The sequence below is a fragment of the Arthrobacter phoenicis genome, from assembly GCF_047238215.1.
Classification (GTDB): Bacteria; Actinomycetota; Actinomycetes; order Actinomycetales; family Micrococcaceae; genus Arthrobacter.
This window is the reverse complement of sequence record NZ_JBDFMK010000001.1, coordinates 1,025,775-1,050,531: the sequence shown is the minus strand read 5'-3', so window position 1 is coordinate 1,050,531 and position 24,757 is coordinate 1,025,775. Positions and strand designations below refer to the sequence as shown.

General features: G+C 65.6%; 11 protein-coding genes and 3 rRNA genes. 11 read left to right on the top strand and 3 right to left on the bottom strand.

All coding sequences use genetic code 11. From position 1 onward, the window contains the following. The first annotated feature begins 7 nt into the window (after positions 1-7). The 3 genes from glgX to ABC337_RS04635 are packed head-to-tail and all read left to right on the top strand — an operon-like array spanning position 8 to position 3,058. Positions 8-2,122, top strand: a complete 2,115-nt coding sequence (gene glgX, locus ABC337_RS04645) for a glycogen debranching protein GlgX (protein WP_412882162.1) — start codon at positions 8-10, stop codon at positions 2,120-2,122. A gap of 12 nt (positions 2,123-2,134) precedes the next feature. Further along, positions 2,135-2,695, top strand: a complete 561-nt coding sequence (locus ABC337_RS04640; protein ID WP_412882163.1) for a guanyl-specific ribonuclease — start codon at positions 2,135-2,137, stop codon at positions 2,693-2,695. A gap of 6 nt (positions 2,696-2,701) precedes the next feature. Then, complete coding sequence (locus ABC337_RS04635; RefSeq protein ID WP_412882164.1) at positions 2,702-3,058, top strand: barstar family protein; 357 nt, start codon at positions 2,702-2,704, stop codon at positions 3,056-3,058. A 9-nt stretch (positions 3,059-3,067) separates the two neighbouring features. Here the strand turns inward: ABC337_RS04635 and glgP are convergent, their stop codons facing one another. Then, the gene (gene glgP, locus ABC337_RS04630) at positions 3,068-5,686 is read right to left on the bottom strand and encodes an alpha-glucan family phosphorylase (RefSeq protein WP_412882165.1); all 2,619 of its coding nucleotides are present in this window, start codon (positions 5,684-5,686) and stop codon (positions 3,068-3,070) included. Positions 5,687-5,826: 140 nt separating this feature from the next. Between glgP and ABC337_RS04625 the strand changes: the two genes are divergently transcribed. The 7 genes from ABC337_RS04625 (at position 5,827) to ABC337_RS04595 (ending at position 20,136) form a co-directional block, all read left to right on the top strand. Beyond that, on the top strand, positions 5,827-7,908 hold the full coding sequence (locus ABC337_RS04625; protein WP_412882166.1) for an alpha-1,4-glucan--maltose-1-phosphate maltosyltransferase: 2,082 nt from the start codon (positions 5,827-5,829) through the stop codon (positions 7,906-7,908). Further along, the gene (gene treS, locus ABC337_RS04620; RefSeq protein ID WP_290258912.1) at positions 7,905-9,701 is read left to right on the top strand and encodes a maltose alpha-D-glucosyltransferase; all 1,797 of its coding nucleotides are present in this window, start codon (positions 7,905-7,907) and stop codon (positions 9,699-9,701) included. Before ABC337_RS04625 ends, treS begins: the two co-directional genes overlap by 4 nt. Before the next feature lies 1 nt (position 9,702). Continuing rightward, positions 9,703-13,419, top strand: coding sequence for a 1,4-alpha-glucan branching enzyme (locus tag ABC337_RS04615; protein ID WP_412882167.1), 3,717 nt, complete (start codon positions 9,703-9,705; stop codon positions 13,417-13,419). A gap of 523 nt (positions 13,420-13,942) precedes the next feature. Next, positions 13,943-15,464: ribosomal RNA gene (locus ABC337_RS04610) — 16S ribosomal RNA — on the top strand. A 567-nt stretch (positions 15,465-16,031) separates the two neighbouring features. Continuing rightward, a 23S ribosomal RNA gene (locus tag ABC337_RS04605) occupies positions 16,032-19,156 on the top strand. 216 nt (positions 19,157-19,372) lie between these two features. Continuing rightward, positions 19,373-19,489 (top strand): 5S ribosomal RNA (rrf, locus tag ABC337_RS04600). Together the 16S, 23S and 5S rRNA genes form the textbook arrangement of a ribosomal RNA operon. Positions 19,490-19,647: 158 nt before the next feature. Continuing rightward, the gene (locus ABC337_RS04595) at positions 19,648-20,136 is read left to right on the top strand and encodes an SRPBCC family protein (protein WP_412882168.1); all 489 of its coding nucleotides are present in this window, start codon (positions 19,648-19,650) and stop codon (positions 20,134-20,136) included. Positions 20,137-20,283: 147 nt separating this feature from the next. Here ABC337_RS04595 and ABC337_RS04590 read toward each other — a convergent pair whose 3' ends face one another. Both ABC337_RS04590 and ABC337_RS04585 read right to left on the bottom strand, forming a co-directional pair. After that, positions 20,284-21,318 carry a LacI family DNA-binding transcriptional regulator gene (locus tag ABC337_RS04590; protein ID WP_412882169.1) on the bottom strand — a complete coding sequence of 345 codons (1,035 nt, stop codon included), beginning with the start codon at positions 21,316-21,318 and terminating at the stop codon, positions 20,284-20,286. A 2-nt stretch (positions 21,319-21,320) separates the two neighbouring features. Next, positions 21,321-23,057, bottom strand: coding sequence for a glycoside hydrolase family 13 protein (locus ABC337_RS04585; RefSeq protein ID WP_412882170.1), 1,737 nt, complete (start codon positions 23,055-23,057; stop codon positions 21,321-21,323). A 343-nt stretch (positions 23,058-23,400) separates the two neighbouring features. Here ABC337_RS04585 and ABC337_RS04580 point away from each other — a divergent pair, with 343 nt between their 5' ends. Next, entirely contained in the window at positions 23,401-24,705 is a 1,305-nt protein-coding gene (locus tag ABC337_RS04580; RefSeq protein ID WP_412882171.1) for a sugar ABC transporter substrate-binding protein, read from the top strand. The last annotated feature ends 52 nt before the right edge of the window (positions 24,706-24,757 follow it).

Sequence of the window (24,757 nt, the reverse complement as noted above, 5' to 3'; positions counted from 1 at the left end):
ATGACCAATGGTCAAGTCCTTTGTAGATTCCGCAACGACCGTGGATGCCTCACGGCCGCTTCCGCTGGGACTGAGCGTGCCGCGCACCGGCTCCCCGGAGACCGACGATCCGCGCGGCTCCTCGGTGAACGTGGCCGTCTATGCCCCCGCCGTCGCCACCCTCGAGGTGGTTTACCAGGCTCCGGGCCGCGGCTGGCAGGTCAAGGCGCTGCCGAACGTTACCGCCGGCGTGCACCACGGCATCGTCGAGGGTCTGCCGGTCGGCTCGCGCTACGGGCTGCGGGCGGCGCCGGAGGCCGAGGCCCTGCCCGTCCCGGTTCCCACCCAGGATTTCGACGACGACGGCGTGCAGCCGCTGTTGCTCGATCCGTATGGCCGCGCCGTGGATCAGCGGGAGAAGCTGATCACCAACGTCCGGATGGCCGGTGACTTCGACTGGGGCGTAGACCGTGCCCCCGCCACGCCGTGGCGTGACACCATCATCTACGAGGCGCACGTGCGCGGGCAGACCATGCTCCACCCGGACATTCCGGAACACCTGCAGGGCACCTACGCCGGCATGGCGCACCCGGCCATGGTCGAGCACCTGGTCTCGTTGGGCGTCACGGCGGTCCAGCTCCTGCCGGTCCACTTCCACCTGGACGAGGCCCACCTGCAGAACCTTGGCCTGACCAACTACTGGGGCTACAACACGGCCGCCTTCTTCGCCCCGCACCCGGACTACGCCACGCAGGCCGCCCGCGACGCCGGGCCGCAGGCGGTGCAGGACGAGTTCAAGGGCATGGTCAAGCTGCTCCACGCGGCCGGCCTCGAGGTGATCCTCGACGTCGTCTACAACCACACCGCGGAGGCCGGTCCGGACGGGCCTGCGCTGAGTTTCCGCGGCCTGGGCGAGCTGCAGTACTACCGCCACGACGGCCAGGGCCGCTACGTGGACACCACCGGCTGCGGCAACTCCCTGAACTTCGGCGAACCCCGGGTGGTGCAGCTGGTCCTCGATTCCCTGCGCTACTGGGTCAACGAATTCCACGTTGACGGCTTCCGTTTCGACCTTGCCGTCACGCTCTGCCGGAACGCGGCCAACGAGTTCGACCCCCGGCACCCGTTCCTGGTGGCCGTCGCCGCCGATCCGGTCCTCTCCGAGGCCAAGCTGATCGCCGAACCCTGGGATGTGGGCTACGGCGGCTGGCAGACCGGCCGGTTCCCGCCCGGGTGGGTGGACTGGAACGACCACTTCCGCGACGCCGTCCGCACCTTCTGGCTTGCGGACCGGGCCGCGATCGAGTCCGGCGGCCACGGCGGCTCCGTGGCGAAGCTGGCCGACGCCCTCTCCGGCTCCGCGGCGCTGTTTGCCGGCTCCGGCCGGAACCGGCTGGCCTCGGTTAACCTCATCACCGCCCACGACGGGTTCACCCTTGCGGACCTTGTCTCCTACGACCGCAAGCACAACGAGGCCAACGGCGAGCAGAACCGGGACGGCCACGGCGACAACCGCAGCTTCAACCACGGCTTCGAGGGCCCCACCGAGGACGAGGCCATCCTGGCCAAGCGCGCGCAGAGCAGCCGCAACCTGATGGCATCCCTGATGATCTCGCAGGGCGTGCCGATGATCACCGCCGGCGACGAGGTGGGCCGTACCCAGCAGGGCAACAACAACGCCTACTGCCAGGACAACCCGGTGACCTGGATCGACTGGACCAGCACTCCCGAATCGCACTCGATGCTCCGCAGCACCAAGCGCGTCATCCGGCTGCGCAAGGAGTTCCTCGCCGGCCAGCCGCACGACTACCCTGCCCGGGAGCGTCAGTCCTACTTCCACTGGTTCGACGTCGACGGCCGGCAGATGTCCGCCGAACGCTGGCAGGACCCCGCCCACCGGGTGGTGCAGCTGCTGGTGGGTTCCGACGTCGGCCGCGTGGTGGGCCTGGTGGTGGTCAACGGCGGCGCCGACGACGTCAAGGTCACCCTGCCGCCCGTCCCGCACGACGACGGCACCGGCCAGCGGATCTACGAGCTGCGGCTCACCACCTCGGAGTGGCACGACCGCCGGCAGGGCGTCCGGATCGCCTTCGGTGAACGCGACGTGGTCCAGGCGAACAGCATCAGCATCTACCGCATCTAGGGGGAACCGGAGATGACCACCAAACGCCTCAGCACCCTGATCGGGGCGCTCCTGACCCTGGCGGTGCTCGTGCTGGTGGTCGCCGGGATCCCGCGGACGGGCGACTCCCCGAGCACTGCAACGTCGCCGGCCCACACCAGTGCCGCCGCCAGCGCCAAGCCCTCCGCCAGCGCCGGCGTCTCTGCCAGCGCCAAGCCCTCCGCCAGCGCCGGCGTCTCTGCCAGCGCCAAGCCTTCCGGAAGCCCGGCCGCAGCGCGCCCCACGGGAACCAGCGTCGCGAACCCGTCCAGGCTGCCCGAGGTCAGGGCCTCGGAGTTGCCGGCCGAGGCGCGGCAGGTCCTGGTGCTGATCGCGCGCGGCGGTCCCTATCCGTACAGCAGGGACAACATCACCTTCGGTAACTTCAAGCGGGTGCTGCCGCAGAAGCCCTCGGGCTACTACCGGGAGTTCACGGTTCCCACGCCCGGCGAGTCGGACCGTGGCGCACGGCGGATCATCGCCGGAGACGCGGGGGAGAAGTACTACACCGCGGACCACTATTCATCGTTTTCATTCATCGCCGAAGGCAAGTAGGGACCCATGAAGATCTATTCCGCAGACACCTGGACGCCCGAGGAGCTGCAGGCGCAGGTCCGCGACGCCGGCCGCCGGACGCTGATTGTCCCCGCGGCCAACACGAAGAAAGAGGTCCTGGCGGCCTTCGGCGAGGTGCTGGATTTCCCCGAGCACTATGGCGTGAACCTCGACGCCCTCAACGATTCCCTGCACGACTTTGCCGACGCAGCCGGCGACGACGGGCACGGCCCGGTCACGGTGATCTGGCAGGTCACCGCCGCCTTCCGCGCCGACCGCGCCTTCGGCGTCATCTGCGAAATCCTGCAGGACGCCGAAAGCTACGCCGGCAAGGACCTCAAGGTCATCACCGTCTGCCTGTAGTCGACCAGCTCAGGCGTTGACGATGAGTCCGAGTTCGGCCTTCGACGCCAGGCCGGCATGCTTGGGCAGCACCCGGATGGTGTAGCCGAAGGACCCGGAGCGGTCGATCACCAGGGTGCCGCTGAACAGGTAGCGGCCCTTGCCCAGGTCCTCCACGGAGGTCAGCTCCACCACCGTGACGTCCGTGAGCTCGTCGCTGTCCTCGGCGCGGCCGTAGGCCACCTCCACGGCGACGTCCTCCGGCGGCAGGTCGTGCAGCGCGATGTAGGCGTTGACCTGCAGGTCGTCGCCGATCTGCGGGTCCTCGGAGACGCCCACGGAGTCCACGTGCTCCACCTGGATCTGCGGCCACGCGGCGCGGACCGTGGAGCACCAGGCGGCCAGCGACTTCGCCTCGGCGTAGCCGTGCGCGGACGCCTGGCGGCCGGCCAGCGCGGCGGGCCGGTACAAGACATTGACGTAGTCCTTGAGCATCCGCTCCGCGGACACCGCCGGTCCCAGGTGGGTCATGGTGTGCTTGATCATGGACACCCAGTGGGTGGGGACCGCCTGCGGACCGGACTGTGACGGCCCGGCCGCACCGGCGCCGTCGGAGACCGTGAGGCCGTAGAACTTCGGCGCCACCTGGGTCTCGAGCAGCTCGTACAGGGCGGCCGCCTCGATGTCGTCGCGCTCCTCGGGGGACGCGTCGTTGTTGGCGGTGGGGATCGCCCAGCCGTTCTCGCCGTCGTACATCTCATCCCACCAGCCGTCCAGCACCGAGAGGTTCAGGGAGCCGTTGATGGCCGCCTTCATCCCGGAGGTGCCGCAGGCCTCGAGCGGGCGCAGCGGGTTGTTCAGCCAGACGTCACAGCCGGGGAAGAGCGTGCGGGCCATCGCGATGTCGTAGTTGGGTAGGAAGACGATCCGGTGCCGCACCGCGGGGTCGTCGGTGAACCGGACCAGGTCCTGGATCATCTTCTTGCCAGCGTCGTCCGCCGGGTGCGATTTGCCGGCGATGACCAGCTGGATGGGGTGGGTCTCGTGCAGCAGGAGCGCCTTGAGCCGCGCGGGGTCACGGAGCATCAGGGTGAGCCGCTTGTAGGTCGGCACGCGGCGCGCGAAGCCGACCGTGAGGACATCCGGGTCCAGGACGGAATCGGTCCAGGACAGCTCGGCGTCGGCCGCTCCGCGCTTCTTCCACGCCGCACGGAGCCGGCGCCGGACGTCCTCCACCAGGGAGACCCGCATTTCCCGGCGCAGCGCCCAGAGCTCTTCGTCGCTGACGTTGTAGGCGAGGTCCCAGCGGCCCTCGGACTCCGCGTCGGCCCCGAACCGGTCGCGGGCCAGCTGGGAGACGCGCGGGTCCACCCAGGTGGGGACGTGGACGCCGTTGGTCACCGAGGTGATGGGCACCTCCGCGTGGTCGAAACCCGGCCAGAGCGCGGCGAACATCCCGCGGGAAACCACGCCGTGCAGCTTGGCCACGCCGTTGGCGCGCTGGGCCAGGCGCAGGCCCATGACGGCCATGTTGAAGACGAAGGGGTTGCCGTCGGCGAAGTCCTCGCGGCCCAGGTCCAGGATCTTGTCCAGCGGAACGTCCGGGGCGAGGCCGGCGGAGAAGAAGTGCTCAATCTGGGAGATCTCGAACCGGTCGATGCCCGCGGGAACCGGGGTGTGGGTGGTGAAGACGGTGGAGGCGCGGCCGGCGGTGAGCGCCTCGTCCCAGCCCAGGGCGGTGTCCCCGGACATGAGTTCCTGGATCCGTTCGACGCCGAGGAAGCCGGCATGGCCCTCGTTGGTGTGGAAGACCTCCGGCGCGGGTGCCCCGGTGAGCCGCTGGTAGGCGCGCAGCGCCTTCACCCCGCCCATGCCCAGCAGGAGTTCCTGCTGGAGGCGGTGGTCGCCGCCGCCGCCGTAGAGCCGGTCCGTGATGCCGCGGGCGGCGTCGTCGTTGCCGGCCACGTTCGAATCCAGCAGCAGCAGCGGCACGCGGCCGACGTCGGCGCGCCAGACGTGCGCCAGCAGCCGGCGGCCGTGGGGGAGCGGCAGGGAGATTTCCACCGGCCGGCCGTTGCCGTCCGGGGAGGCCTCGCGCAGCAGCGTCAGGGGCAGCCCGTCCGGGTCCAGCACGGGGTAGGTTTCCTGCTGCCAGGCGTCCCGGGAGAGGGACTGTTTAAAGTACCCGGCCTGGTAGAGCAGGCCGACGCCGATCAGCGGCACCCCGAGGTCGGAGGCGGCCTTCAGGTGGTCACCGGCGAGGATGCCGAGGCCGCCGGAGTACTGCGGCAGGACCTCGGTGATGCCGAACTCGGGGGAGAAGTAGGCGATGCAGCGGGGCGCGTCCTCGCCCAGGCTCTGGTACCAGCGGGGCTGCTCCAGGTACTGGTCCAGGTCCGCCGCGGCCTCGTGCACGCGGCGCACCACATCCTGGTCCGCGGCGAGGCGCTGCAGCTCTTCCCGGCTGACCAGACCCAGGAACGTCACCGGATCCTGCGCGCTCTCGGCCCAGATGGCCGGGTTCAGCTGCTCGAACAATTCGCGGGTGGGCAGGTGCCACGACCAGCGAAGGTTGGTGGCCAGCCGCGCCAGGGGCCGGATCGGTTCGGGAAGAACGGTTCTGACGGTAAATCTCCGGATAGCCTTCACCTGCGAAACACTAACCGACAACTCCGGACCCCGGAACAGTTCCGGGTTTCTTTCCGGTAAATGTCGGATGGCGCTTCGGATGACCCCAAAAAACGGAGCAGCCTTAGCATTCTGTGCGATTTGTAGATAACGTCGAGCCTGTGACGACTAACTCCCGAACCAGCGCCGTGTCCAAGCAAAAGCCGAAGGCCCTGATCACCGATGGGTTGAAATTCGGCAGGTTTCCGATCACCAACGTCCAGCCGTCGGTCGAGGGCGGTAAATTCCCCGCCAAGGCCACCGTCGGCGAGAGCATTGTCGTCGCCGCGACCGCGTTCCGCGAGGGCCACGACATGCTCGGCGTCAGCGCGGTCCTGCTGGACCCGCGCGGCAAGGAACGCCAGCGGATCCGCCTCGAGCCCCCGCGGGGCGACCGCGGCAAGGGTACGGATCTCTGGGAAGGCCTGCTGACCCCCACCGCCACCGGCAAGTGGTCCTACGTGATTGAGGCCTGGCACGACCGCTACGGCACGTGGCACCACAACGCCGAGGTCAAGGTCGAAGCCGGGATCGACGTCGAGCTCATGCTCGCCGAGGGCGCGGCGCTCCTGACCGAGGCGTCCGAGAATCCCAGCCGCCCGTCCGCGGACCGCCGCACCCTCCGGATCGCAGCCGCCGGCCTCGCCGACGGTTCGAAGACCCCTGAGGAGCGCCTCGGCGCAGGCTTCGGCGCGGACGTCGCCGCCGTCGTCGCCCGCCAGCCCATCCGTGAACTCGTCACCGTGTCCGAGCCATACCCGCTGCTGGTCGAGCGCGAACTCGCCGGCCGCGGCGCCTGGTACGAATTCTTCCCCCGCTCCGAGGGTGCCGTCCGCAACCACGAGACCGGCGAATGGACCTCCGGCACCTTCCGCACCGCGGCGGAGCGCCTCGACGCCGTCGCCGCCATGGGCTTCGACGTTATCTACATGCCCCCGATCCACCCGATCGGCACCCAGCACCGCAAGGGACCGAACAACACGCTCATCGCCGGACCGCACGACCCCGGCTCCCCGTGGGCGATCGGCGCGGAGGAGGGTGGCCACGACGCCATCCACCCGGACCTGGGCAGCTTCGAGGACTTCGACGCTTTCGTGGCCCGCGCCGGCGAACTGGGCCTTGAGGTGGCCCTCGACCTGGCCCTGCAGGCCGCCCCGGACCACCCCTGGGTCAAGAGCCACCCCGAATGGTTCACCACCCGGGTGGACGGCAGCATCGCCTACGCCGAAAACCCGCCCAAAAAATACCAAGATATTTTCCCGCTGAATTTCGACAACGATCCCGCGGGGCTGTCCAACGAAATCCTGCGCGTTGTTCAACTGTGGATCAGCCACGGGGTGAAGATTTTCCGCGTGGATAACCCGCACACCAAGCCGGTGTGGTTCTGGGAATGGCTGATTGCCAAGGTCAACAAAAAGAACCCCGACGTCGTCTTCCTGGCTGAGGCGTTCACCCGCCCCGCCATGATGCATGCGCTCGGCCGGGCCGGATTCCAGCAGTCCTACTCGTACTTCACTTGGCGCAATACCAAGGAGGAACTGGAGAAGTATTTCCAGGAAATCAGCCATGAATCCCCGGCCTATTTCCGGCCGAACTTCTTCGTGAACACCCCGGACATCCTGACCGAGTACCTGCAGTTCGGCGGGCCGGCGGCCTTCAAGATCCGCGCCGCCCTGGCCTCGACCGCCAGCCCGCTGTGGGGCGTCTACGCCGGCTACGAGCTCTACGAGCACGTCGCCCGGCCCGGCGCCGAGGAGTACATCGACAACGAGAAGTTCGAGTACAAGGCCCGCGACTGGGATGCCGCCACGGAATCCGGCCGCACCCTGGCCCCGTACCTGACCCGCCTGAACGCGATCCGGCACGCCCACCCGGCGCTGGGGGACCTGCAGAACCTGACCCTGCACGCCAGCACGGACAGCTCCACGGTGGTCTACTCCAAGCACAAGACGCTGGCCGACGGCACCAAGGACACCCTGATCGTTGTGGTCAACGTGGACCCGCACAGCCCCCGCGAAAGCACGGTCACCATTGACCGCGCAGCCCTGGAACTGGACCCGGACGACCTGACTCACAACGGCGGCTACGTCGTCGAGGACCTGATCTCCGGTGAGAGCTGGGAGTGGGGCGAGTACAACTACGTCCGCCTCGACCCCCACATCGAACCCGCCCACATCCTCAACGTCCGGAGGTCCCGCCCGTGAGCTTTAGTCCGAGCAACCCCAGCCAGCACTTCACGCCCAAGGGGACCTTTGAACTGAATGCCCCCGGCCTGCAGCACGACCCGCATTGGTACCGCAAGGCGGTCTTCTACGAGGTGCTGGTCCGCGGCTTCGCCGACGGGAACGGGGACGGCTCCGGCGACTTCCACGGCCTGATCGAGAAGCTCGACTACCTGCAGTGGCTGGGTGTGGACTGCCTCTGGCTGCCCCCGTTCTTCCAGTCCCCGCTGCGCGACGGTGGCTACGACATCTCGGATTACAACTCCGTGCTGGACGAATTCGGCACCATCAGCGACTTCAAGCGCCTGGTGGCCGAGGCCCACGCCCGCGGCGTCCGCGTCATCATCGACCTGCCCCTGAACCACACCTCGGACCAGCACCCCTGGTTCCAAGAGTCCCGCAAGGACCCGGACGGTCCCTTCGGCGACTTCTACGTCTGGAGCGACACGGACGAGAAGTACCAGGACGCCCGCATCATCTTCGTGGATACCGAGGAATCCAACTGGACCTTCGACCCGATCCGCCGCCAGTTCTTCTGGCACAGGTTCTTCAGCCACCAGCCGGACCTGAACTTCGAAAACCCCAAGGTCATCGACGCCGTGTTCGACGTCGTCCGCTTCTGGCTGGACCAGGGCATCGACGGCTTCCGGGCCGACGCGATCCCCTACCTCTTCGAAGAGGAGGGCACCAACTGCGAGAACCTGCCGGCCACCCACGAGTTCCTCCGCCAGCTGCGGAAAATGGTGGACGAGAGCTACCCCGGCCGCGTCATCATTGCCGAGGCCAACCAGCCGCCGGCGGAGGTCGTGGAGTATTTCGGCACCGAGGAGGAGCCGGAGTGCCACATGGCGTTCCACTTCCCCATCATGCCGCGGCTCTACTACGCGCTGCGCGACCAGAAGGCCGCGCCGATCATCGAGACCATGCGGGACACCCCGGCCATCCCGGAAGGCGCCCAGTGGGGCACGTTCCTGCGCAACCACGACGAGCTGACCCTGGAAATGGTCACCTCCGACGAGCGCGCCGCGATGCTTGGGTGGTACGCCCCGGATCCGCGCATGCGCGCCAACATCGGCATCCGGCGCCGGCTCGCGCCGCTGCTGGACAACTCCCGGTCCGAGATCGAGCTGATCAACGCGCTGCTGCTGTCCCTGCCGGGCAGCCCTTTCCTGTACTACGGGGACGAGATCGGCATGGGCGATAACATCTGGCTCGAGGACCGCGACGCCGTGCGCACGCCGATGCAGTGGAACCCGGACCGTAATGCGGGCTTCTCCAACGCCGACCCGGGCAAGCTCTACCTTCCGGTGATCCAGTCGCTGGTCTACAACTACAGCATGGCCAACGTCGAGGCCGAGGCCGCGCACTCCGGGTCGCTGCTGCGCTGGACCCGGCAGATCCTCAGCGTCCGCAAGAACCACCCGGCGTTCGGGCTCGGGTCCTTCAAGCACGTCGAGGCGGACCACGACGTCGTCCTGGCCTACCTGCGGGAGCTCCCGGCCGGGAACGCCGCCGGCGAGGACCCGGAGACCATCCTTTGCGTCTTCAACCTCTCCCAGCACCCGGTGGCCACGTCGCTCCGGGTCCCGCAACTGGCCGGCCGCGGCCTGCGGGACGTCTTCGGCGGCCAGGCCTTCCCCGGCATCGCCGAGGACGGGACCCTGACCCTGACCCTGGGCAGCCACGATTTCTTCTGGCTGCGGGTCCGCTCGGCCGCCTCCAACCCGGCGTCGCCCCACACCCAGGCGATGCCTATCCTGTCCATCGAAGGCTGACATGACCCGACCGACCCTTTCCCCCGCCCTGGACGCGCTTCTGCGCAGCTGGCTGCCGCGCCAGCGCTGGTTCCCGGTCAAGAGCGCGCACTTCAGCTTCGAACCCGTGGGCAGCGTGACCCTCGAAGCGCCCGTGCCGGCCGTGCCCTCCCGGGGTGCGCCGGCAGGAGACGGCGGTGCCCGGTTCGAGGTGCTGCTGCTGGCCGTGACCTACCCGACGGCGGACGGCGACCGGACCGACGTCGTCCAGGTCCCGCTGAGCTTCCGGACCCTGCCCCTGCCCGGTGCCGGCGCGGCCCTCCTCGGCGAGATCCAGGCCGACGGTGGCACGGCGGGCGGCTGGGTGTACGACGGCGTCCACGACGCGGCGTTCATCGCCGCGTGGCTGGAAGTGATGCGCTCCCGCGGCGCCACCGCTGACGGGTCGGCCACCGGCGAGCTGGTCGACTCCGACCACCGGCTGCCGCACGCCACCGGCAAGGTCCGGGTGCTCTCCGGTGAACAGTCCAACAGCTCGGTGATCGTCGACGACGGCACCTCCGCCGCGATCATGAAGTTCTTCCGCGTCCTCTCCGAGGGCCAGAACCCCGAGGTCGAAATCGGCGCCGCCCTGACCGCGGGGCGCACCGCCGAGGTCCCCGCGACCCTCGGCTGGGTGACCGGTGAGTGGACCGTCACTGACGGGTCGGTTCCGGATGTGGCCGGCGGCCGGGCTGCACGCGCCGAACTGGCCGTCGCCCACGAATTCCTCGCCGGCGGCCTGGACGCGTGGCGGCTCGCCGTCGACGCGGCCCGCACCGGAACCGATTTCACCGCCGAAGCGCACGCCCTCGGCGTCGCCACCGCCACTGTCCACCGCCGCCTCGCCGAGGCGCTCGGCACGGCGTCAGAAGCCGTTCCGGGCGGGGACATTGCCCCCGGCGTCGCCCAGCGGGTCCGCCAGTCCTGGGCCGAGGCGGGCACCGCCGTCGGACCCTTCGATGACGCCCTGCAGTCCCTGCTCGCCCGGCTCGCCGGGACCAGCGACGGCCAGCTGCAGCGGATCCACGGGGACCTTCACCTCGGCCAGATCCTCCGGGTCCCCGGCGCCGCCGGCCAGCCCGCACGCTGGGCGATCCTCGACTTCGAGGGCGAGCCCCTGCGGCCCGTCTCCGAACGGAACTTCCCCGACGTGCCGCTCCGCGACGTCGTCGGCATGCTGCGCTCCTTCGACTACGCTGCCGGTGCGGCCGCCCGCGAGGACGACGGCGCCGCCGTCCCCGAAGAGTGGGTGGATGACTGCGCCTCGGCGTTCCTCGCCGGCTACGCCGAGGTCACCCCCGGCACCATCGACCGTGACTCGCCCTTGTTCACCGCCCTGTGGCTGGACAAGGCGCTCTACGAAGTTGTTTACGAACTACGAAACAGGCCCGACTGGCTCGCCATCCCGGTGAATGCATCCCGTCGTCTCCTTGGCAGTACTGGCTCCGGCGCTCCCGTCGAAGCCGCAGCGGAAGGTAAGAACATGACTGGCTCAGCACGTACCGAACGGCCCGGAGCACCGCTCCCCGTCGACGCGGACACCCTCGCCCGGGTGGCCGCGGGGGAGCACCACGCCCCGCACTCCGTCCTCGGCGCCCACCTCGACGATTACGGCCACGTCACCATCCGTACCGTGAAGCACATGGCCGAATCCGTCTCAGTGGTGACGTCCGCCGGCATCACTCCCATGACGCACGAGGCCGGCGGAGTGTGGGTGGCCATCCTCGAACCGCTCGACGCCGGCCATGTCCCGGACTACCGGCTGGAGGTCCGCTACGAGGACCAGGACGCGGTCCGCACCGACGAGCCGTACCGCTACCTGCCCACCGTGGGCGAAGTCGACCTGCACCTGATCGGGGAAGGCAGGCACGAACGGCTCTGGGACGTCCTCGGCGCCCACGTCCAGCACTACAAGTCCTCCCTCGGCGATGTCGACGGTGTGTCCTTCGCCGTCTGGGCCCCCAACGCCCAGGCCGTGCGCGTCAAGGGTGACTTCAACGGCTGGGACGGCCGCGAGAACTCGATGCGCTCGCTCGGGTCCTCCGGGGTGTGGGAGATCTTCATCCCCGGCGTTATGGCAGGGGCGTGCTACAAGTTCGAGATCAAGACCCGGCACGGGCACTGGGTGGAGAAGGCCGACCCGCTGGCGTTCGGCACCGAGGTCCCGCCGCTGACCGCATCCCGCGTCGTCGAGCCCTCCTACGTCTTCAAGGACGAGGAGTGGATGAAGGCCCGGGCCGCCCGCGATCCGCACAACGCGCCGATGAGCGTCTACGAGGTGCACCTCGGGTCCTGGCGCGTCGGCCTGGACTACAAGCAGTTGGCCAAGGAACTCGTGGAGTACGTGAAGTGGCTCGGCTTCACGCACGTGGAGTTCATGCCCGTCGCCGAGCACCCGTTCGGCGGCTCCTGGGGCTACCAGGTCACCTCCTACTTCGCGCCGACCTCCCGCTTCGGGCACCCGGACGAGTTCCGGCACCTGGTGGACGAACTGCACCAGGCCGGCATCGGCGTGCTGCTGGACTGGGTCCCGGCCCACTTCCCCAAGGACGCCTGGGCGCTGGCGAAGTTCGACGGCGAGCCGCTGTACGAGCACTCGGACCCGAATCTCGGCGAGCACCCGGACTGGGGAACGCTGATCTTCGACTTCGGGCGCAGCGAGGTGCGCAACTTCCTGGTCGCCAACGCCCTGTATTGGCTGGACGAGTTCCACATCGACGGCCTGCGGGTGGACGCCGTCGCCTCCATGCTCTACCTGGACTACTCCCGCAAGGAGGGCCAGTGGCAGCCCAACCGCTTCGGCGGCCGCGAGAACCTTGAGGCGATCTCCTTCCTGCAGGAGGCCAACGCCACGGTCTACAAGACCCACCCCGGCGCGGTGATGATCGCCGAGGAGTCCACCGCGTTCCCCGGCGTCACCGCCCCCACGGACCAGGGTGGCCTGGGCTTCGGGCTCAAGTGGAACATGGGCTGGATGCACGACTCCCTGAAGTACATGGCCGAGGATCCTTACAACCGCAAGTGGCACCACGGCACTATCACCTTCTCCATGGTCTACGCCTACACGGAGAACTTCCTGCTGCCGATTAGCCATGACGAGGTGGTCCACGGCAAGGGATCGATGCTGCGTAAGATGCCCGGCGACCGCTGGCAGCAGCTGGCCAACCTGCGCGCGTTCCTGGGCTACCAGTGGGCGCACCCGGGCAAGCAGCTGATCTTCATGGGCACCGAGTTCGGCCAGGAAGCCGAATGGTCCGAGCAGTACGGGTTGGACTGGTGGCTCGCAGACATCCCTGCCCACCGCGGCGTGCAGCTGCTCACCAAGGACCTGAACGAGCTTTACAGCTCGACGCCGGCCCTCTACGAGCGGGACAACGATCCGGAAGGGTTCCAGTGGATCAACGGCGGGGACTCGGACCGCAACGTCCTCACGTTCATCCGCCGTGACGCCGACGGTAACCCGCTGGTGGTGGCGCTGAACTTCTCCGGCGCCCCGCACCACGACTTCCGCCTGGGCGTCCCGGCCGCGGGGCAGTGGCAGGAAGTGCTGAACACCGACGCCTCGGCTTACGGGGGATCGGGCGTGACGAACGACGGCGGCCTGACCGCGTCTGCCGACGGGATCGACGGCCAGCCCGCCTCGCTGACCGTCACGCTGCCGCCACTGGGTGCGGCCTACTTCAAGGCCGCCGAGTAACACTCCAGGGAAAGGCCCGGAACCCTCGCGGTTCCGGGTCTTTCTGGTGTCCGGGGGCTTGTTCGAGCCTTGGGTCGCGTGGTCTACGGGGCTGGTTCGGGGCGGGCTTTGGGCCGGCCCCCGGGCCGGCGGGGGCGTGCTCCGGGGCCCCGCTTTGTCACCGCGGCCGAGTGGTGGTAGAGTTTATTTCCGCGCTGCTCCCCGGAGTTGATCCGCTGAGAAGACCACGAAGGCCACCGCCAACTGGATCGGGACGCTGATTTGACTAGGGCGAAGTGCGCGGGTAAGTTTGAAAAGTTGCTCCGGAGCGAGTCGCGGCCCTTGTGGGTTGTGGTGGTGCCGGGTGTGTCTGTTGTTTGAGAACTCAATAGTGTGCCAAGTTTGTTGATACCGATTGTTTTATTGATTGGTTGATTATGCTGTGTTGTCCACCCCGTGGATGGCATGGTTTTCAGCTGGTTTCAAATTTTGTGCAGCGCGTTTCTGCCGTTTTCCCGGTGGTGCGTGTTGTGTCTGTTTGTTTTCAACGGAGAGTTTGATCCTGGCTCAGGATGAACGCTGGCGGCGTGCTTAACACATGCAAGTCGAACGATGATGCCAGCTTGCTGGTGGATTAGTGGCGAACGGGTGAGTAACACGTGAGTAACCTGCCCTTAACTCTGGGATAAGCCTGGGAAACTGGGTCTAATACCGGATATGACTCCTCATCGCATGGTGGGGGGTGGAAAGCTTTTGTGGTTTTGGATGGACTCGCGGCCTATCAGCTTGTTGGTGAGGTAATGGCTCACCAAGGCGACGACGGGTAGCCGGCCTGAGAGGGTGACCGGCCACACTGGGACTGAGACACGGCCCAGACTCCTACGGGAGGCAGCAGTGGGGAATATTGCACAATGGGCGGAAGCCTGATGCAGCGACGCCGCGTGAGGGATGACGGCCTTCGGGTTGTAAACCTCTTTCAGTAGGGAAGAAGCGAAAGTGACGGTACCTGCAGAAGAAGCGCCGGCTAACTACGTGCCAGCAGCCGCGGTAATACGTAGGGCGCAAGCGTTATCCGGAATTATTGGGCGTAAAGAGCTCGTAGGCGGTTTGTCGCGTCTGCCGTGAAAGTCCGGGGCTCAACTCCGGATCTGCGGTGGGTACGGGCAGACTAGAGTGATGTAGGGGAGACTGGAATTCCTGGTGTAGCGGTGAAATGCGCAGATATCAGGAGGAACACCGATGGCGAAGGCAGGTCTCTGGGCATTAACTGACGCTGAGGAGCGAAAGCATGGGGAGCGAACAGGATTAGATACCCTGGTAGTCCATGCCGTAAACGTTGGGCACTAGGTGTGGGGGACATTCCACGTTTTCCGCGCCGTAGCTAACGCATTAAGTGCCCCGCCTGGGGAGTACGGCCGCAAGGCTAAAACTCAAAGGAATTGACGGGGGCCCGCACAAGCGGCGGAGCATGCGGATTAATTCGATGCAACGCGAAGAACCTTACCAAGGCTTGACATGAACCGGTAAGACCTGGAAACAGGTCCCCCACTTGTGGTCGGTTTACAGGTGGTGCATGGTTGTCGTCAGCTCGTGTCGTGAGATGTTGGGTTAAGTCCCGCAACGAGCGCAACCCTCGTTCCATGTTGCCAGCGCGTTATGGCGGGGACTCATGGGAGACTGCCGGGGTCAACTCGGAGGAAGGTGGGGACGACGTCAAATCATCATGCCCCTTATGTCTTGGGCTTCACGCATGCTACAATGGCCGGTACAAAGGGTTGCGATACTGTGAGGTGGAGCTAATCCCAAAAAGCCGGTCTCAGTTCGGATTGGGGTCTGCAACTCGACCCCATGAAGTCGGAGTCGCTAGTAATCGCAGATCAGCAACGCTGCGGTGAATACGTTCCCGGGCCTTGTACACACCGCCCGTCAAGTCACGAAAGTTGGTAACACCCGAAGCCGGTGGCCTAACCCCTTGTGGGAGGGAGCTGTCGAAGGTGGGACTGGCGATTGGGACTAAGTCGTAACAAGGTAGCCGTACCGGAAGGTGCGGCTGGATCACCTCCTTTCTAAGGAGCGCCTACAACAACCCCGCCTGGTCTAAGTACTGGTGTGGTGGTGTTGTCAGGAGTAGGCCCGTTGCGCAGACGCAAGTTCTGCGGCGGGTGCTCATGGGTGGAATATCAATGAATAGGTGCCTGTCGGGTTTTGCCGGTGGTTAGTACGGAAGACGCGCTCCCTTGTGGGGTGGGTGTTCCTGGAACGCTTCGGTGAGGTATCCGGTGGGTAGTGTTTGGCACACTGTTGGGTCCTGAGACAACAGGACCATGGCCTGTGTCTGCCTCCTTTTGGGGGTGGGTGCGGGGTGTGGGTTTTGTGTGTTTCTGGTTTCCTGGCTGCGACGCCCTGCGCGCTGTCGACCTTCTGCTTTTGGCAGGGGGTTGGTGTGTGGGGTGTGTGGTACGGGGTTGTTGTTTGAGAACTACATAGTGGACGCGAGCATCTTTTATAAGAAGCAATTTCCAAGAATATGAACCTGGATCTGGCTGCGCTCGATGGTGTCACCCTTTGGGGTGGTGTTGTTGTGGTGTGGTTGGTTTCTGTGGTTCTCTCGAAATTACTCCTTGATCTTTTGTGGTCAAGTTTTTAAGAGCACACGGTGGATGCCTTGGCATTAGGAGCCGAAGAAGGACGTAGGAATCTGCGATAAGCCTGGGGGAGTCGATAACCGGACTGTGATCCCAGGGTGTCCGAATGGGGAAACCCCGCCAGGGGCGCGAGTTGCCTGGTGACCCGCATCTGAACACATAGGGTGCGTGGAGGGAACGCGGGGAAGTGAAACATCTCAGTACCCGCAGGAAGAGAAAACAATAGTGATTCCGTTAGTAGTGGCGAGCGAACGCGGATCAGGCTAAACCGTTCCATGTGTGATAGCCGGCGGGCGTTGCATGGTCGGGGTTGTGGGACTTTCCGTTCTGTCTCTGCCGGGACAGTGGGGTGAGAGCGTGGGCATAGGTGAACGGTCTTGAAAGGCCGGCCAGAGAGGGTGTGAGCCCCGTAACCGAAATGTTTTTACGCCGCCTGGAGAGTATCCCAAGTAGCACGGGGCCCGAGAAATCCCGTGCGAATCTGTCAGGACCACCTGATAAGCCTAAATACTCCCTAATGACCGATAGCGGACCAGTACCGTGAGGGAAAGGTGAAAAGTACCCCGGGAGGGGAGTGAAACAGTACCTGAAACCGTGTGCTTACAATCCGTCGGAGCAGCCTTGTAGTTGTGACGGCGTGCCTTTTGAAGAATGAGCCTGCGAGTTAGTGTTACGTCGCGAGGTTAACCCGTGTGGGGAAGCCGTAGCGAAAGCGAGTCTGAATAGGGCGTTGCAGTGGCGTGATCTAGACCCGAAGCGAAGTGATCTACCCATGGCCAGGTTGAAGCGACGGTAAGACGTCGTGGAGGACCGAACCCACTTCAGTTGAAAATGGAGGGGATGAGCTGTGGGTAGGGGTGAAAGGCCAATCAAACTTCGTGATAGCTGGTTCTCCCCGAAATGCATTTAGGTGCAGCGTTGCGTGTTTCTTATCGGAGGTAGAGCTACTGGATGGCTAATGGGCCCTACAAGGTTACTGACGTCAGCCAAACTCCGAATGCCGGTAAGTGAGAGCGCAGCAGTGAGACTGTGGGGGATAAGCTTCATAGTCGAGAGGGAAACAGCCCAGACCACCAACTAAGGCCCCTAAGCGTGTGCTAAGTGGGAAAGGATGTGGAGTTGCGAAGACAACCAGGAGGTTGGCTTAGAAGCAGCCATCCTTAAAAGAGTGCGTAATAGCTCACTGGTCAAGTGATTCCGCGCCGACAATGTAGCGGGGCTCAAGTACACCGCCGAAGTTGTGGCATTCAGATTTTTGCTAAGCCCTTGTGGTTCAGGCGTCTGGATGGGTAGGGGAGCGTCGTGTGGGCAGTGAAGTCGCGGTGTAAACCAGCGGTGGAGCCTACACGAGTGAGAATGCAGGCATGAGTAGCGAAAGACGGGTGAGAAACCCGTCCGCCGAATGATCAAGGGTTCCAGGGTCAAGCTAATCTGCCCTGGGTAAGTCGGGACCTAAGGCGAGGCCGACAGGCGTAGTCGATGGACAACGGGTTGATATTCCCGTACCGGCGAAAAACCGCCCATGTTGAACAGGGGATACTAACCGCCCGAGACCTGCCCGATCACCCTTGTGGTGTGAGGGTTTTGGTGGAGCGCGGGACCTGAACCTGGGAGGCAAGCGTATTAACAGGTGTGACGCAGGAAGGTAGCCGGGCCGGGCGATGGTTGCCCCGGTCTAAGGATGTAGGGCGAACGGTAGGCAAATCCGCTGTTCATGATGCCTGAGACCCGATGGGACCCCCGTATGGGGGGATCCGGTGATCCTATGCTGCCGAGAAAAGCATCGACGCGAGGTTTTAGCCGCCCGTACCCCAAACCGACACAGGTGATCAGGTAGAGAATACTAAGGCGATCGAGAGAATTATGGTTAAGGAACTCGGCAAAATGCCCCCGTAACTTCGGGAGAAGGGGGGCCCCTATCGTGATGGACACTAGCTGTCCGGAGCGTGGCGGGGCCGCAGAGACCAGGGGGAAGCGACTGTTTACTAAAAACACAGGTCCGTGCGAAGTCGCAAGACGATGTATACGGACTGACTCCTGCCCGGTGCTGGAAGGTTAAGAGGACCGGTTAGCCGCAAGGCGAAGCTGAGAATTTAAGCCCCAGTAAACGGCGGTGGTAACTATAACCATCCTAAGGTAGCGAAATTCCTTGTCGGGTAAGTTCCGACCTGCACGAATGGAGTAACGACTTCCCCGCTGTCTCAACCATAAACTCGGCGAAATTGCAGTACGAGTAAAGATGCTCGTTACGCGCAGCAGGACGGAAAGACCCCGAGACCTTTACTATAGTTTGGTATTGGTGTTCGGAGTGGCTTGTGTAGGATAGGTGGGAGACGTTGAAGCCCGGACGCCAGTTCGGGTGGAGTCATCGTTGAAATACCACTCTGGTCACTTTGGACATCTAACTTCGGCCCGTAATCCGGGTCAGGGACAGTGCCTGATGGGTAGTTTAACTGGGGCGGTTGCCTCCTAAAAAGTAACGGAGGCGCCCAAAGGTTCCCTCAGCCTGGTTGGCAATCAGGTGTCGAGTGTAAGTGCACAAGGGAGCTTGACTGTGAGAGAGACATCTCGAGCAGGGACGAAAGTCGGGACTAGTGATCCGGCGGTACATTGTGGAATGGCCGTCGCTCAACGGATAAAAGGTACCTCGGGGATAACAGGCTGATCTTGCCCAAGAGTCCATATCGACGGCATGGTTTGGCACCTCGATGTCGGCTCGTCGCATCCTGGGGCTGGAGTAGGTCCCAAGGGTTGGGCTGTTCGCCCATTAAAGCGGTACGCGAGCTGGGTTTAGAACGTCGTGAGACAGTTCGGTCCCTATCCGCTGCGCGCGCAGGAAATTTGAGAAGGGCTGTCCTTAGTACGAGAGGACCGGGACGGACGAACCTCTGGTGTGTCAGTTGTACTGCCAAGTGCACCGCTGATTAGCTACGTTCGGATGGGATAACCGCTGAAAGCATCTAAGCGGGAAGCTCGCTTCAAGATGAGATTTCCATACACCTTGCGTGTGAGAGGCCCCCAGCCAGACCACTGGGTTGATAGGCCGGATGTGGAAGCGAGGACTAAAGACTCGTGAAGCTGACCGGTACTAATAGGCCGATAACTTACACCACACACCACCCCCAAACACGTTTGGCGGGTGGGTATGAAGAACAAGACTGCTTGCGTCCACTATGTGGTTCCCAACCAACAAACCCGCCACCGGGTTGCGTTGACTGGCGAACCGAATGAATATAATTGAATACAACACCACACTGCCCTAACAAGCAGAGTTGTAACCACAAGAGATTTCCCGCCAACCCCCAGGGGTTCGGTCCGGGTAACAGGGTTACGGCGGTCATAGCGTGGGGGAAACGCCCGGTCCCATTCCGAACCCGGAAGCTAAGACCCACAGCGCCGATGGTACTGCACCCGGGAGGGTGTGGGAGAGTAGGTCACCGCCGGACATAATTTAGCGGCTCAGGCCCCGACACTTAGTGTCGGGGCCTGAGCTCTTTAACGACCACAGCAGCAACGGCGTACGAACTACTTCCGCCGTGGCCAGGGGCGGAACCGGGAGAGTGGGCGGGCTGGTGCACGGGTAGCCCTAGTAGAGTTGATGCCCATGGATAACCTCTTCAGCCACGCAGCACCCGCCCCAGAGCCAGGGCCTTCCGAGGGCCTCGACCCGCTGGTGTGCACCGTCGTCGTGCCCGGCGCCGTGGCCAGGGCGTTCGTGGGTTTCACCGAGCACACGCACCTGTGGTGGCCGCTCGATGAGCACGGCGTGTACGGGGCCGGCTCGTACGTGGAGTTCGAGGAAAACCTGATCCTGGAAACCGCGGACGACGGCCGGACCTCCATTTGGGGGACCATCGATGACTGGCAGCCGCCGCTGTCCTTCCACGCCAGCTGGCACCCCGGAACCCAGGCGCTGTGGTCCACGGAGATCCGCGTAGCGTTCCGGGCAGTGGATGCCGGTACCGAGCTCCGGCTGGTTCACAGCGGCTGGGAAGGCGCCGAGCACCCGGCAGTGACCCGTGACGAATATCAAGGGCTCTGGCCGATGATTCTGCAGCGCTATGTCCGCTTCATGGGCGGCAATCAAGGCTAACCCCGCAGGCCACGTACGCTCCTTCCCAGTTACCCGGCAGGGAGGTGCGCGATCGGCCCCCGAAAGGTCCACAATCAGCTCTCTACGGCTGAGCGGATGCTCGGCCCGCGGGAGTAACCGGGCAGGAACGTACGCCAGCCGGCGGTGCTAGCGCAGCGGAGAGGTGTCGGCCGGGGGCACGGCCGTGCTGGAGCGGATCACGAACCGGGTGGGGTATTCCATGTCCGCCGCTGCGGGCTCCCCGCCGCCGCCCTCCAGCCCCTCCAGCAGGCGCCGGACGGCCAGTGCACCCTGGCCGCGGGCATCCTGGTCGATGGTGGTGAGGCCGAAGACCTCGCCCAGCTCGTGGCCGTCGATGCCGATGACCGAGAGGTCTTCAGGAATGCGAAGCCCGAAGTCGCGGGCCGCGAGGATGGTGCCGATCGCCATCTCATCGGAGGCGGCGAAGACAGCCGTCGGACGCTCCGGGGAGCTCCCCAGCAGTTGCCGGGCGCTGGCGTACGCCCCCTGGATGGTGAAGTCGGCGGAGACCAGCCACTCCGGCCGAACCGGAAGGCCGGCGCCGTGCATCGCCGCCGTGAAACCTGCCTGGCGGGTGCCGGGCAGGCGGAAGTCCTTGTCGTAGGCGGCGTCGCCGGTCATGTGCGCAATCCGGCTGTGCCCCAGCTGGATCAGATGCCGGGCGGCGGCCTCCGCAAGGCCCGAGTCGTTGATCCGGATGGTGGGAGCACCCGGAAGGGGACCGCCGATGCCCACGATGGGCCGGTGGATGGCCAGCAGCTGCTGGATCTCCGCTTCGCTGAGCTCCAGGGACACCGCAATGACCGCATCCACCCGCTTGCGCAGCAGGAAGTCGTTCAGGACGCTGTGCCGCCGCTCCTCGCCGTCGCTGACGTTGTACAGCGTGAGGTCGTATCCGGCGTCCAGCAGGGTGGCCGAGACACCCTCCACCACTGCGGAGAAGAACCAGCGGTGCACGGACGGAACCACGACGCCGACATTGTGGTTCCGCCCGGACGCCAGGCTGGAGGCATGGTACGAGAGCACGAACCCGAGTTCCGCGGCCGCCGCCTGGGCCAGCGCGCGGCTGCGGGGGGAGACGTTGCCCTTGCCGCTCAAGGCGCGCGAAACGGTGGCGATGGAGAGGCCGGCCCGTTCCGCGACGTCCTTGATGCCGGGCATTTTCAGCTCTCCGTGTCCTCGATGTAGATTTCCAGCCAAACAGTTTCCCCTGAGCCTAACTGATGCTCCGGGGCGTTGATGCCGGCGGCCGCGGAGCTGCGGAGCAGCACGGTTCCGGCGGGCAGGTCGAGCGGTTCGTGGCTCACATTCATCAGCACCGCGACGGTGCCGTTCAGGTAGCCCAGCGAGGTGTCCGTGGACCAGTCCTCGAGCCAAGCCAGGGAGCCCTCGCCGAGGCGCAGCTGCCGGCGCAGGGCGAGCATGCTGCGGTAGAGGCTCAGGTGCGACGACGGCGAGGCGGCCTGCGTGTCCCGGGCCAGGGTTCCGAAGCTCTCCGGCTGGGGCAGCCACGGGTCAGCGCCGGAGCCGAAGCCGTTGTTCGGCTCGCCTGCCCGCCACGGTAGCGGCACACGGCAGCCGTCGCGGCCCAGCCGCTCCCCACCGGTCCGCCCGAAGGTGGGGTCCTGGCGCTGGTGGTCGGGGATGTCGATGCCGTCCGGCAGGCCAAGTTCCTCTCCCTGGTAGAGGTACGCCCCGCCGGGCAGGCCCAGCATGAACATGGTGGCAGCGGCGGCGCGGGCGCGGCCGAGCTCGGCGTTCGGCTGCGGGTCGGCCGGGCCGATGCCGTCGCCGTCGCGGGGTGCCTGGCCGTCGTAGCCGAAGCGGGTGGCGTGCCGGACGACGTCGTGGTTGGACAGCACCCAGGTGCTCGGGGCGCCAACGGCGTCCAGGGCATTCAGTGACTCGGTCACCACGCGGCGCATGCGGTGCGGGTCCAGGCCGGCGTGCAGGTACGGGAAGTTGAAAGCCTGGTGCATCTCGTCCGGGCGCACCCAGTCGGCAAGCCGGGGGAGGGGGTCCACGTTGGCCTCGGCGCAGAGGATCCGGTCCGGACCGTATTCGGCCAGGATCCGGCGCCAGGCGCGGTAGATGTCGTGCAGGGCCGGCTGGCCGAACATCGGCGCCTCGTGGCCCGGGAAGCCGTCTGAGCTGTTGCCGTCCGCGCGGCCGCCCCATGCCGGCAGGCCGGGGGCCTTGACCAGGGCGTGGGCGACGTCGACGCGGAAGCCGGACACGCCCCGGTCCAGCCAGAACCGCAGCACGCGTTCGAACTCGGCGTGGACGGCGTCGTTGTCCCAGTTGAAGTCCGGCTGGGAAGAATCGAAGAGGTGCAGGTACCACTGGCCAGCGGTGCCGTCGGGTTCGGTGATCCGGGTCCAGGCCGGTCCGCCGAAGTGCGACTGCCAGTTGTTCGGGGGAAGCTCGCCGGACTCACCGAGGCCGTCGCGGAAGATGAACATGTCCCGCTCCGGGCCGTCGGCCGGGGCGGCGAGGGCGGCCTGGAACGCAGCGTGCTGGTCCGAGCAGTGGTTGGGCACCAGGTCCACGATCAGCCGCAGGCCCAATCGCTTGGCCTCGGCCATCATGGCGTCGAAGTCGTCCAGGGTGCCGAAGAGCGGGTCCACGTCGCAGTAGTCGCTGACGTCGTAGCCGGCGTCGCGCTGCGGGGAGCGGTAGAAGGGGGAGAGCCAGACGGCGTCGACGTCCAGCTCGGCGAGCTGCGGCAGCTCCGCCGTGATCCCGGCGAGGTCGCCCACGCCGTCGCCGTTCAGGTCGCGGAAGGACCGGGGGTAGACCTGGTAAATGACGGCGGAACGCCACCAACCGGGAGTGTGGTCTGCGGCGTGCACCAGGGTCAACGGGCCGGCGACTGCGGCGGGGACTGTATCAACTGACATGCCGGTAATCGTAAGGCCGAAAACACCGAATTGAAAGCGCTTCCAGCGGTTAGGTCCCTTGGGTGTCGCTGCTGCCAAGGCGCCGCCGTCGGGCCAAGAAGCGCACATTCCCCGTAAATCCAGGAAAATTGGGGCCCAATCAGCTGCGAACGGCTATTTGTCGAGTTTCCGGAGGCCCGGGCCCACGACACGCCCGGTAAACGCCGACTTCCCAAACTACCTACTGGCGTGTAACTTGGAAGCGCTTGCAGCTGTGAGCCACATCACCGACGATGCCACCAGGCCCGACTCGATCCGATCGGGCCTCTCGTGTGGATGCAGGATCTTTATGAAAGGGACACCAATGAAGGTGCAGAACACCCTCACCACCGGCACCAGCCGCCGGGTTTTCACGGCAGGTGCCGTCTCCGTCGTGGCCGCGCTGGCCCTCAGTGCCTGCGGCGGCGCGGCAGCCACCTCCCCGGCCTCGCCTTCCGCCACCGCCAAGCCGGACCTCAAGGCCTCCGGTGCCAGCACCATCACCATGTGGGTCGACGCCGAGCGCTCCCCGGCGCTGAAGGACATCACCGCCAAGTTCCAGGCCGACACCGGCATCGAGGTCAAGCTGGTGGTCAAGGACTTCGCCGCCGTCCGTGACGACTTCATCACCCAGGTTCCCACCGGCAAGGGCCCGGACCTGATCGTCGGACCGCACGACTGGGTAGGCAAGTTCGTCCAGAACGGCGTGATCGCCCCCGTCGAACTCGGCGACAAGAAGGGCTCCTTCCAGGATTCCTCGATCAAGGCCATGACCTACGACGGCTCGGTCTACGGTGTCCCGTACGCGATCGAGAACATCGCGCTGCTGCGCAACACGGCAATCGTCTCCGAATCCGCCAAGACCATGGACGAGGTCATCAGCAACGGCAAGAAGGCCGTCGCCGACGGCAAGGCCAAGTTCCCGTTCCTGGTGGGCATGGACCCCAAGCAGGGAGACCCGTACCACCTGTACCCGCTGCAGTCCTCGATGGGTTCGCAGGTCTTCGGTAAGGCTTCCGACGGCGGCTACGACCCCAAGCAGCTACTCATCGGCGACGCCGCGGGCGTCGAATTCGCCAAGAAGCTCGCCGCCTGGGGTGACGCCGGCGAAAAGATCATCAACTCCAACATCACCGGTGACATCGCCAAGGAGAAGTTCCTGGCCGGGGAATCCCCGTACTACCTGACCGGCCCGTGGAACGTTCCGGACGTGCAGAAGAAGGGCATCAAGTTCGCTGTTGACCCGCTGCCGACCGCGGGCGACCAGCCGGCGCAGCCGTTCATCGGCGTCAACGGCTTCTTCATCAGCTCCAAGAGCGCCAACGCCCTGGCCACCAACGAGTTCGTCACCAACTACCTCACCTCCGAGGCAGCGCAGGACTCCATGTACAAGGCCGGCGGCCGCCCGCCGGCACTGAAGGCCTCCTTCGACAAGGCCGCCAGCGACCCGGTCGTCGCGGCCTTCGGCAAAATCGGCGCCACCGGCGTCCCGATGCCGGCCATCCCGGAAATGAGCGCCGTCTGGGCTGACTGGGGTGCAACCGAACTGTCCCTGATCAAGGGCCAGGGCGACCCGGCCGCCGACTGGGCCAAGATGGCTGCCAGCATCAAGACCAAGATCGGGGGCTAGCCCCCGCCCCGGATCCCGCCGCCGCGCACAGCCGCGGCGGCGGGATCCGGAC

What these genes read in the sequence shown, in the direction of transcription:
- ABC337_RS04640 (WP_412882163.1), top strand. Translation starts at nt 2,135, where the DNA reads ATGACCACCAAACGCCTCAGCACCCTGATCGGGGCGCTCCTGACCCTG.
- ABC337_RS04590 (WP_412882169.1), bottom strand. Translation starts at nt 21,318, where the DNA reads ATGCCCGGCATCAAGGACGTCGCGGAACGGGCCGGCCTCTCCATCGCC.
- ABC337_RS04635 (WP_412882164.1), top strand. Translation starts at nt 2,702, where the DNA reads ATGAAGATCTATTCCGCAGACACCTGGACGCCCGAGGAGCTGCAGGCG.
- glgX (WP_412882162.1), top strand. Translation starts at nt 8, where the DNA reads ATGGTCAAGTCCTTTGTAGATTCCGCAACGACCGTGGATGCCTCACGG.
- ABC337_RS04585 (WP_412882170.1), bottom strand. Translation starts at nt 23,057, where the DNA reads ATGTCAGTTGATACAGTCCCCGCCGCAGTCGCCGGCCCGTTGACCCTG.
- ABC337_RS04595 (WP_412882168.1), top strand. Translation starts at nt 19,648, where the DNA reads ATGGATAACCTCTTCAGCCACGCAGCACCCGCCCCAGAGCCAGGGCCT.
- ABC337_RS04615 (WP_412882167.1), top strand. Translation starts at nt 9,703, where the DNA reads ATGACCCGACCGACCCTTTCCCCCGCCCTGGACGCGCTTCTGCGCAGC.
- ABC337_RS04580 (WP_412882171.1), top strand. Translation starts at nt 23,401, where the DNA reads ATGAAGGTGCAGAACACCCTCACCACCGGCACCAGCCGCCGGGTTTTC.